Raw genomic sequence first — 9,554 nt, 5'->3', positions numbered from 1 at the left:
TTTTTATTTTTTGTAAGCAACTTAAATTTAATTACTTACATAACATGACCCACATTTTTAACCCTAAGTTATCATCTTGTTATTAACATATTAAATAAAGCACGTGTTTTTACTGCGAAACTTGAGTCATGTAATATAATTAAATAAATGTGTAACACTTTATAAAGAGCCACATCCATTGTACGCATTTTGACAAAAGACTATGGTTTTGATTCGAATCGTATCACGGCATCAGGCAGAGGCGAATTTCACCCCGTGACTACGAATGAAACAGCTGAAGGACGTGCCGGCAACCGCAGAACTGAAATCATTTTATCTCCTGACTTGAACGAGTTGTATAAGCTATTGTATGAATAAAATTGCTAGATGTCTTTATAATCTCCCATTTAGTAAAGTTTATTACAGATAATTAAAAACGGCAACACCTCGCACTCTAAAAAAGAGCGGGGTGTTTTTGTTAGGCTTAACATTGCCGTTTAGGGATTGGTTGGGTCGTTTTATGAAAGTCTTCAGAAAAATAAATGAGAAGGGAGTTCCGGAGGCATGACAATGGACGATTTGACAACTAATCCTGGAAATTAATTCTTTGAAATAATTTAGAATCCCTATAAATTGATACCGCATGTTGAAACCGCATTTTTTTTAATATAATTTTAGTACTTATTTATATATCTAAATATTAAAATAAATGCCGCCGCAAATTAAACGATTGTTGCCACTGTTTGTGGTCTTTATCGGGCTTTTTTTGTTGGCCCGACATTTTCTGATCCCTGAATCATTCGGAAAATATTTATTTGAAAGGTAAATTTATTATGAAAGATAAAAATCATACAAATTTTAAAATACTTGTTATTTTAATGGCATTTTTTATTGTTCTATTTTTTGGTTGTAGTAATAATAATGAATCAGAATCAGTCAATAATAATAATGAAATACATAAAGTAAATATCGAAAAAGCAGAAGGTAAGGAGATTGCAAAAGATGACGAAATCGCCATAGAATCACCACCTTTCACAGAAGGTATATTTCCCTGCAATGACTGTCATGCAGATATGGAGCCTAATCCTTTAAGAAGAGAATTAGTTGATCTGCACGATGACATTTCTTCAATATTTGATCACGACAGTGAAAACCGCTGGTGCCTTGATTGCCATGATATGAATAACAGAAATTATTTAAAGCTTGCCAGTGGAAAACTAATAGGTTTTGACGAATCATACAAATTATGCGGGCAATGTCACGGTGATAAATTAAGAGATTGGAAAGTGGGGGTTCATGGAAAACGTACAGGAGAGTGGAATGGGAAAAAACAATATCTTTTGTGTGTGCATTGCCACAACCCTCATTCACCTAAATTTAAACCAATGAAGCCATTACCTCCTCCTGTTCGACAAGAGGATATTAATTAGATAACAATTTAAAAATCTAAGTTAATTATGCAGAGAAATTATAATAACCCAAGAAGAGATTTTTTAAAAATGATCCCCATTGCAATAGTTTCAATTAGTGCTTTTTCGTTTTTTAATTTTAAAAAATCTAATAAATATTCTGAAAGGAAATTTAACACATTGTCTAAGTCCGAAGCCGATGAAATTATTAAAAATGATAAGTTCCCGGTTTCAACACAACTTAAACCTGCGCCAGCCCCTATTGCACAAATAAATATAAAGGGATAATTTAATAAATATTGATACCAATTTTATAAAGATGCAGAAAAAAGAAAAAAATAATTCACGACGAGATTTTTTAAAAAAATTACCTGTTTTAGCGATGGGAACTGCTGGTTTAGCAGGCTGTAATTCGGAAGAGTTAGAGGAATTTTTTCAACAAAATTTCAAAACATTAACAAAAGCAGAAAAAGATGAAATCGTAAAGAATCTTGAGAAAAAGTATTTTGAAAAATATGGGAAGGAATTTAAAGTATCTGACAAACCCGCAACTGAAGGAATTTTATTTGGATATGCCCTCGATTTATCCCGATGTATTGGTTGTAGAAGATGCGTATATGCATGCGTTGAGGAAAATAATTTATCTCGTGATCCGCAAATTCACTGGATACAGGTGCTACAGATGGAAAAGAAAAATGGTATCGATCTTACGCATGCAAATATTCATTATAATCCGGAATTAGTCCCTGAAGAAGGACACTTCTATATGCCTGTTCAATGTCAGCAATGCAGAAATCCGCAATGTACAACTGTTTGTCCAACAAAAGCTACGTGGCAGGATGAAGATGGAATTGTTGTAGTTGATTATAACTGGTGCATTGGTTGTAGATATTGTATGGCTGCCTGCCCTTATGGTGCAAGGCATTTCAATTGGAGTGAGCCGAATGTACCTAATGAAGAGATCAACACTGAGACTCATTATTTAGGAAATAGACCAAGAACTAAAGGTGTTGTCGAAAAATGCACGTTTTGTATTCAACGTGTCAGACAGGGAAAATATCCTGCATGTGTTGAGATATGCCCTACAGGATCAAGGAAATTTGGTAACTTACTAGATCCGGATAGCGAAATAAGATACATTTTAGAAAATAAACGAGTGATTGTTTTTAAAGAAGAGCTTAATACCCAGCCTAAATTCTATTATTTCTTCGGTGTATAATTTTATCTTTTTAATCATTTGATACATTTAAAATAAATAATTATGAATTTTTTGCAATTTATATTCGGATGTTTTAAAATTATTACTAAAGGTGGAAGAGTTTATTATTCCTGCTTATTTTTTCTTTTCGTATTAATTGTCTGGGGTGCATTCGGGTATTTTGGTCAATTAAAAGATGGCTTGATTGTAACTAATATGCGAGATTCTGTTTCATGGGGTTTCTATATTGGCAATTTCACATTCCTGGTTGGGGTTGCGGCAGCAGCGGTAATGCTGGTTATACCTGCTTATATATACGATTGGAAGCCAATTAAAGAGATTGTAATTTTTGGTGAGATATTAGCTATTTGTGCTGTTATTATGTGTTTATGTTTTATAATAGTTGATATTGGAAATCCGCTTCGTTTTTGGCATATGCTTCCATTTGTCGGTACAATGAATTTTCCAGATTCGATTCTATCGTGGGACTTCTTTGCATTATTCATCTATTTCCTTATAAATATTATAGTAGTTACTCATTTATTGTATAAACATTTTTATAAAAAAGAATACAATAAATCATTCATCTGGCCATTGGTATTATTAAGTATTCCTGCTGCAATCGCAATTCATACCGTTACCGCATTCCTTTACAATGCATTGCCTGCCCGCCCATATTGGAATAGTGCTTTACTTGCCCCCAGATTCTTAACCACTGCTTTCTGTTCCGGACCGGCAATACTTATTTTAGTTTTTCAGGTTCTTAGAAAAACCACAAAATTTGAAATTAAAGATGAAGCTATTTTTACAATTGCAGAACTAATGGTTTATGCCATGTTTATCTATTTATTCTTTACAATTGCAGAATTATTCAAAGAATTTTACTCTAATACTGAACATATTGTTTATTGGAAATACTTATTATTAGGAGTTGAGAAAAACAGGGAGATTGCAGTTTACAGTTGGGCTTCTATTATCATGGGCTTCAGTGCATTTATACTTTTTTTAATCCCAAAAACACGAAAAAACCTTATTACATTAAATATAGGAGCAGTATTAATTTACTTTAGTGTTTATCTGGAAAAAGGAATAACTTTAATTATCCCCGGTTTTACTCCCGATACATTAGGGCAGTATTACTTTTATGTTCCTTCTGAAACCGAAATACGTACAGCTGTTATGATTTTCTCAGCTGGAGCCTTACTGTTCACTTTTATTTCAAAAATTGCTATTGCTATTCTATTTGAGGGATTTAGTTCTGATAGTTTAGAAAGGAAGGGATCCCTTAAAGTGAATAAAAAAGCCGTCCAATTATAAAGGCGTTTTATTTATATTAAAAATTGGAAACGATTTTACCACTAAACTTTTAATTTATTATGCCAGTTCAAGTAAGACGATTATTGCTAGTTTTTGCCGTATTTATAGGGCTAATGCTGGTTCTTAAATATTTTCTGACTCCCGAATCATGGAGAGAATACGGACCCTATCGTGGAAATGCTCTTTTAGAAATTGCCGAAAAAGAGGCCAAATATGTTGAAATGGAAACATGTGCCATGTGCCATGATTCTATCGCTGAGATAAAAACTCAAGGCAATCATAAATCTATCCAATGTGAAATTTGTCATGGCCCCGGATATAAGCATGCTGATGATCCTGAAAATAATAAGATGGAGTTATATCAAGGAAGGCAATTTTGTCTGAGATGTCATACAAAAAATGCGGCCAGTCCGAAAAATATAATTAAACAAATTGATGCTGTTGAGCACAATGAAGGTGAAGAATGTATAACTTGTCATAATCCTCATCAACCATGAGTATAGAAAAGGATGATTTCTCAAGACGCGATTTCATTAAGAGCTCTGGTATGTTTGCAGGAGGCCTGGTATTGGTTTCCTTGCTGAATCCATTAAAATTAGTTTTTGCAACAAAAAAACCTGTAGGCAAAGGAAAATGGTACGGAGTAGGAATTGATATTGAAAAATGTATAGGCTGTGGTAGTTGTGCCAGAGCCTGTAAAATTGAAAACGATGTACCAAAAGAACCCTTTTTCTTTCGTAATTGGATAGAACAATATACCATCACGAATGATGGGCAGATAATAGTTTCATCGCCCAATGGTGGTATTGATGGCTTTAAGCAACCAGTACCTGATGAGGAAATTTATAAAACTTTTTTTGTACCAAAAATGTGTAACCATTGTGCAAAATCACCCTGCACTCAGGTTTGCCCGGTAGGCGCCTCTTTTGAATCTCCCGAAGGACTTGCCTTGGTTGATCAGAATTATTGTATTGGTTGTGGATATTGTGTTCAGGCTTGTCCTTATGGTTGTCGTTATATTAATCCTGAAAAAGGAGTTGTTGATAAATGTACTTTATGTTACCATCGTTTGGAAAAAGGTTTGGATCCGGCATGTATGATGGCTTGTCCTACTGGGGCCAGATTATATGGAGATTTAAATGATAAAGAAAGTGCATTGTCTGTTTTTATCAAAGAAAATAATTGTGCCGTTTTAAAACCACAATTAAATACAGGATCTAAATTGTTTTATAACGCATTAAGTCAGGAGGTTCACTAAAATGAATAAATACGAATCTCTATATGAAGCATTAGCTAATTTAGACGGCTTTATTTATCCTAATGAAATTGCCTTAAACTGGGATTTGCTGATTGTAATGTATCCCTATATTACCGGACTTGTTGCCGGAGCATTTATCCTTGCATCCTTAAACAGAGTTTTTGCAATTAAAGCATTAAGGCCCACTTATGAAATTTCTTTACTGACTGCTTTATCTTTTATGTTAGTAGCTACCATGCCCTTAATTAGCCATCTTGGTCAACCACTTCGATTCTACGAAATGTTAATTACACCTCATTTAACTTCTGCCATGGCCATTTTCGGTTTTGTATATTTATGGTATCTAATGGTAGTATTATTACTAGAAATATGGTTTGATTACAGATATGATATGGTTATATGGTCTCAACAAAAGAAAGGTTTTATGAAGTTTTTTTATAAAGCACTTTCTTTATGGGTCAGTGACACTTCCAAGGAATCAAGAAAAACAGATGAAAAATTAGGCTATTTTATTACCGTAATTGGTATCCCCTCAGCATTTTTATTGCATGGATACGTGGGGTTTATATTTGGTTCTATTAAAGCAAATCCTTGGTGGTCAACCGTTATGATGCCTGTAATATTTCTTTTCTCCGCTATGGTATCGGGAATTGCATTGGTTATGTTTATTTATATGGCGGTTTCCTATTTACGTAAAATGAAAATAGATATGAATGCATTGGACACCATTGCAAAATATTTATTTTATATTTTAATTTTAGATTTTACCCTGGAAAGTTTAGACCAAATCCATAGAATTTACGAAGCAGATGAATCTTTTGATATTTTAAAACTACTGGTTCGCAGTAAATTATTCTTTACCTTCTTTATTATGCAGATTGGGACTGGAACATTAATTCCAATAACTACTTTGGGTTTTCTGCAATTTAAAAAGCCAAGAGAAAAAATCAGAAAGATTTTATATTTAATAATAAGCATCTGTGTGTTGGTTGGTATCTTTTATATGAGATGGAACGTAGTTATTGGCGGTCAGCTTTTCTCAAAAAGTTTTTATGGATTCACCAGCTATAAGGTTAATTTAATTGGAGGTTCAGATGTTTCATTATCCTTGTTGTGGTTCATTGTACCTTTCTTTATTTTAGCTTTTCTCCTCTGGCTGCTTCCTCCGTGGAAAAAGCATGCAGCGGACATCTAAAAAAATCTCCTCTCTTTATCTTTCAAAGAGGGGATAACGGATTATTCAAATTAGAATATGAACCGTATAAAATTGGAGGTTAATCATGTCTGATAATGAAAATACCGTAACAATTAACGGAGGAAACTTAGCAGACCGTATCCGGGACCTTGAGATACGTGTTTCTCAACTTGAGAATGGGCTCGTTACAACGCAATCCGATGGAGTTCATTCTGATTCTGAAGATGTCCATATTGAGCAGCCTGAAACCGGATTCAGCGGAGCGGCGGCATTTGAATCGAAGTTCGGGGAGTTCGGCCTGGCCTGGCTCGGCAACCTTGTCCTGCTTTTCGGGATCATATTTCTTGTACAATATTTTCAGAACACTGGGCTCAAGATATTGGCGCCTGTTTTTGGTTACGGTTCTGTTGCAGGGCTGTTTGCTGTGTCATGGTATCTCCGGAACTCTCATCGCAACATGGCTTCCATCTTCAGCCTTAATGGATATATCCTGCTGTATTTCATCACCCTGAAATTACACTATTTCACTAAAGAACCTTTGGCTTCTGATGAATACGTCGGATTGACCTTATTGCTGATTGTAACGCTTTTCCAGGGAATAATGGCAATCCGTCGGAATTCCCAAAGATTAGGCGGACTTGCTTTTATTATGGGAATTGTAACAGCCATAGTCAGTGATTCTACTCACGTCATGCTTCCGCTAACTGTAATTATTTCAGCTACTGCAGTTTATTTCATGGTCCGTTATTCCTGGTGGCGCTTGCTGGTCTTCTCCATCATTTTAGTATATTTTACAAACCTGCTTTGGCTTATCCATAACCCTTTCATGGGACACCGAATCGAAGCCCTTAAAATTCATGATTTTGGATTCATTTATCTTTTTATTGTAGCAGCTATCTATTCATTGGTTGCGCTGATAAGGCAAAAAGAAACTTTTTCCGGAAATGCGGCTTTCATTCCAATCATGCTGAATGGACTTGGTTTCTCCTTTCTTGTCACTTTATTCGTCTTGGCATTTTTCAAGACTGATTACATCATGCTGTTTGCTTCAATTGCACTCTTTTGCATGGTATATTCGGTTATTCTTAAATCCAGGTCCGATTGGAAGGTTATAGCATCTTTATACGCTCTTTACGGCTTTGTTGCCTTGAGTGTCACAGCATACGGGATCTATGGCTTTCCCAGGGCCTATTTCCTGTTGTCACTCCAAAGCTTGCTGGTAGTATCAATGGCTCTCTGGTTCCGGAGCAGGGTAATTGTGGTCATGAATACGGGCCTTTTTCTTATCCTCCTGTTTGCCTACCTGGTATCTTCAACCTCTGTCAACAGTGTGAATATTTCTTTTGCATTAGTTGCTTTGATTACAGCAAGAACACTCAACTGGAAAAAACAAATGCTTCAGATCAAAACTGAACTGCTAAGGAACACCAATTTAATAACAGGATTTTTTATGGTCCTGTATGCACTATATCGCTTAGTTCCGGGACCCTATGTAACTTTATCCTGGACCTCCGCGGCAATTTTATACTTCGTATTGAGCTTTGCCCTTCATAATATTAAATACCGCTACCTTGCCCTGGCCACGATGGTTGCGACAGCTCTTTACCTGTTTATTGTCGATCTGGCCCGTGTGGAGATCATATTCCGGGTCGTTGCTTTCCTATTCCTTGCCGTGCTTTCCATCGTCCTTTCCTTGTACTATACAAAAAGACGAAATAATAAGCCGGGATTTGAAGAGTAGACGATCTCTACCCTTCCCTTAAAAAGATCAAATTCGCAACGATAAAAACGTTAAAACCGTTTGGAAGCGATGCCCTTGCCGTGTGGGATGTCTTCAAAAGAAAGAACTTGATATCGATGCAAAAATTCTATATCTTTGTATAAGGCACTCTGAAATATGGTAAATGTTAAAAAATGGGCAGTTAACTTTAAGGGTGATTATTCCGGTGATTCAGCGCCACCATTCCGGCGCAAGCAGCGCCACCTCAATTGGTCGCCACTGATTGGCATTGCCGTAATGGGGATTGGCGGAGTCGTTTTATCACAATCTTATAAAAAACAATAAACTATTTGAAGCTATATATAAAATACATGGTTAGCATGCGCTGCAAAATGCTAGTGAAAGAAGAGTTAAAGAAACTCGGACTTCACTTCATTCTTGTCGATTTGGGCGTAGTAGATATTATGGAAAATATCACAACGGATCAGCGTGAGCAAATAAGAATTGCTTTGCTCAAATCAGGACTAGAACTGATGGACGACAAGAAAGCTCTGCTCGTTGAAAAAATAAAAAATGTAATTATTGAAATGATTCATTATGAAGATGAATTGCCCAAAACAAATTTTTCCGATTACCTGAGTGAAAAATTGAATTACGATTATACTTACCTGGCAAACTTATTCTCAGAAGTACAAGGAACTACTATTGAGAAATTCATCATTTCTCATAAAATAGAACGGGTAAAAGAGCTGATCATTTATGATGAACTTAGCCTTACAGAAATTGCCTGGAACATGCACTACAGCGGTGTCGCGTATTTATCCAATCAGTTTAAAAAAATTACAGGACTTACGCCTTCTCATTTCAAAAAATTAAAGAACAAAAGACGACGCCCGATTGAAGAAATCGGCAATTCAGATGGTATAAATAAAATGAATCAACTTTTCCAAAGGAGTCATAAAATAAATAAATTGGAAACAACAAGAACGCGAGAATCTCAATACGCCAGAAGCCTGATAGAAGCCAGCCTTGACCCATTGGTTACTATAAGCACCGAAGGTAAGATCACGGATATGAATGAGGCATTGGTGAACATTACGGGTATGATGCGCGAAAAACTAACAGGCACCGACTTCTTCGATTATTTCACCGAACCACAAAAGGCTCGTGAAGTTTATCAGGAAGTGTTCGCGAAAGGATCTGTTGCCGATTCTCCACTTACGCTTCGCCACAAGGACGGCAAGCTGACCGATGTATTATTTAACGGCTCGGTTTATAAAGATGACAGAGGAAATGTGCTTGGTGCAGTTGTAGTGGCAAGAGACATTGCCGAGCAAAAATGGGCAATAGAGTTACGAATTGCCAACAAAGAGCTTGCTTTTCAAAACGATGAGAAAGAAAAACGGGCAGAAGAGTTAAGCATTGCCAACAAAGAGCTTGCTTTTCAAAACGATGAGAAAGAAAAACGGGCAGAAGAG

The 9,554-nt window shown here is 35.9% G+C and carries 10 protein-coding genes and 1 pseudogene; all 11 read left to right on the top strand.

Annotation, left to right across the window (positions count from 1 at the left end):
- The first annotated feature begins 189 nt into the window (after window positions 1–189).
- Complete coding sequence (locus M0Q51_16585) at window positions 190–357, top strand: hypothetical protein (protein MCK9401592.1); 168 nt, start codon at window positions 190–192, stop codon at window positions 355–357.
- 455 nt (window positions 358–812) lie between these two features.
- A complete protein-coding gene (locus tag M0Q51_16580) occupies window positions 813–1,409 on the top strand; it encodes a hypothetical protein (GenBank protein ID MCK9401591.1) in 597 nt (198 codons plus the stop codon).
- Window positions 1,410–1,436: 27 nt separating this feature from the next.
- Complete coding sequence (locus tag M0Q51_16575; protein ID MCK9401590.1) at window positions 1,437–1,676, top strand: hypothetical protein; 240 nt, start codon at window positions 1,437–1,439, stop codon at window positions 1,674–1,676.
- A gap of 31 nt (window positions 1,677–1,707) precedes the next feature.
- Window positions 1,708–2,607: a 4Fe-4S dicluster domain-containing protein gene (locus tag M0Q51_16570; GenBank protein MCK9401589.1), complete on the top strand. Its 900-nt coding sequence runs from the start codon at window positions 1,708–1,710 to the stop codon at window positions 2,605–2,607.
- Between the two features lie 42 nt (window positions 2,608–2,649).
- Window positions 2,650–3,903 (top strand): polysulfide reductase NrfD, encoded by a 1,254-nt coding sequence (gene nrfD, locus M0Q51_16565; protein MCK9401588.1) that lies wholly within the window; start codon window positions 2,650–2,652, stop codon window positions 3,901–3,903.
- Between the two features lie 59 nt (window positions 3,904–3,962).
- Window positions 3,963–4,400 (top strand): hypothetical protein, encoded by a 438-nt coding sequence (locus M0Q51_16560; GenBank protein MCK9401587.1) that lies wholly within the window; start codon window positions 3,963–3,965, stop codon window positions 4,398–4,400.
- Window positions 4,397–5,161, top strand: a complete 765-nt coding sequence (locus M0Q51_16555; protein MCK9401586.1) for a 4Fe-4S dicluster domain-containing protein — start codon at window positions 4,397–4,399, stop codon at window positions 5,159–5,161. The genes M0Q51_16560 and M0Q51_16555 overlap by 4 nt, the downstream gene beginning before the upstream one ends.
- 1 nt (window position 5,162) lies before the next feature.
- Window positions 5,163–6,356, top strand: coding sequence for a polysulfide reductase NrfD (nrfD, locus tag M0Q51_16550; GenBank protein MCK9401585.1), 1,194 nt, complete (start codon window positions 5,163–5,165; stop codon window positions 6,354–6,356).
- Between the two features lie 85 nt (window positions 6,357–6,441).
- Window positions 6,442–8,097, top strand: a complete 1,656-nt coding sequence (locus tag M0Q51_16545) for a DUF2339 domain-containing protein (protein ID MCK9401584.1) — start codon at window positions 6,442–6,444, stop codon at window positions 8,095–8,097.
- A 329-nt stretch (window positions 8,098–8,426) separates the two neighbouring features.
- Window positions 8,427–8,984 (top strand): annotated as a pseudogene (locus M0Q51_16540) (AraC family transcriptional regulator).
- 24 nt (window positions 8,985–9,008) lie between these two features.
- Window positions 9,009–9,554: PAS domain-containing protein (locus tag M0Q51_16535; GenBank protein ID MCK9401583.1), on the top strand; the 546-nt coding region annotated here is incomplete at its 3' end.

This window comes from Bacteroidales bacterium (genome assembly GCA_023229505.1).
GTDB lineage: Bacteria > Bacteroidota > Bacteroidia > Bacteroidales > JAGOPY01 > JAGOPY01.
The sequence above is the reverse complement of the archived record's forward strand: the minus strand, read 5'-3'. Positions and strand labels throughout refer to the sequence as shown.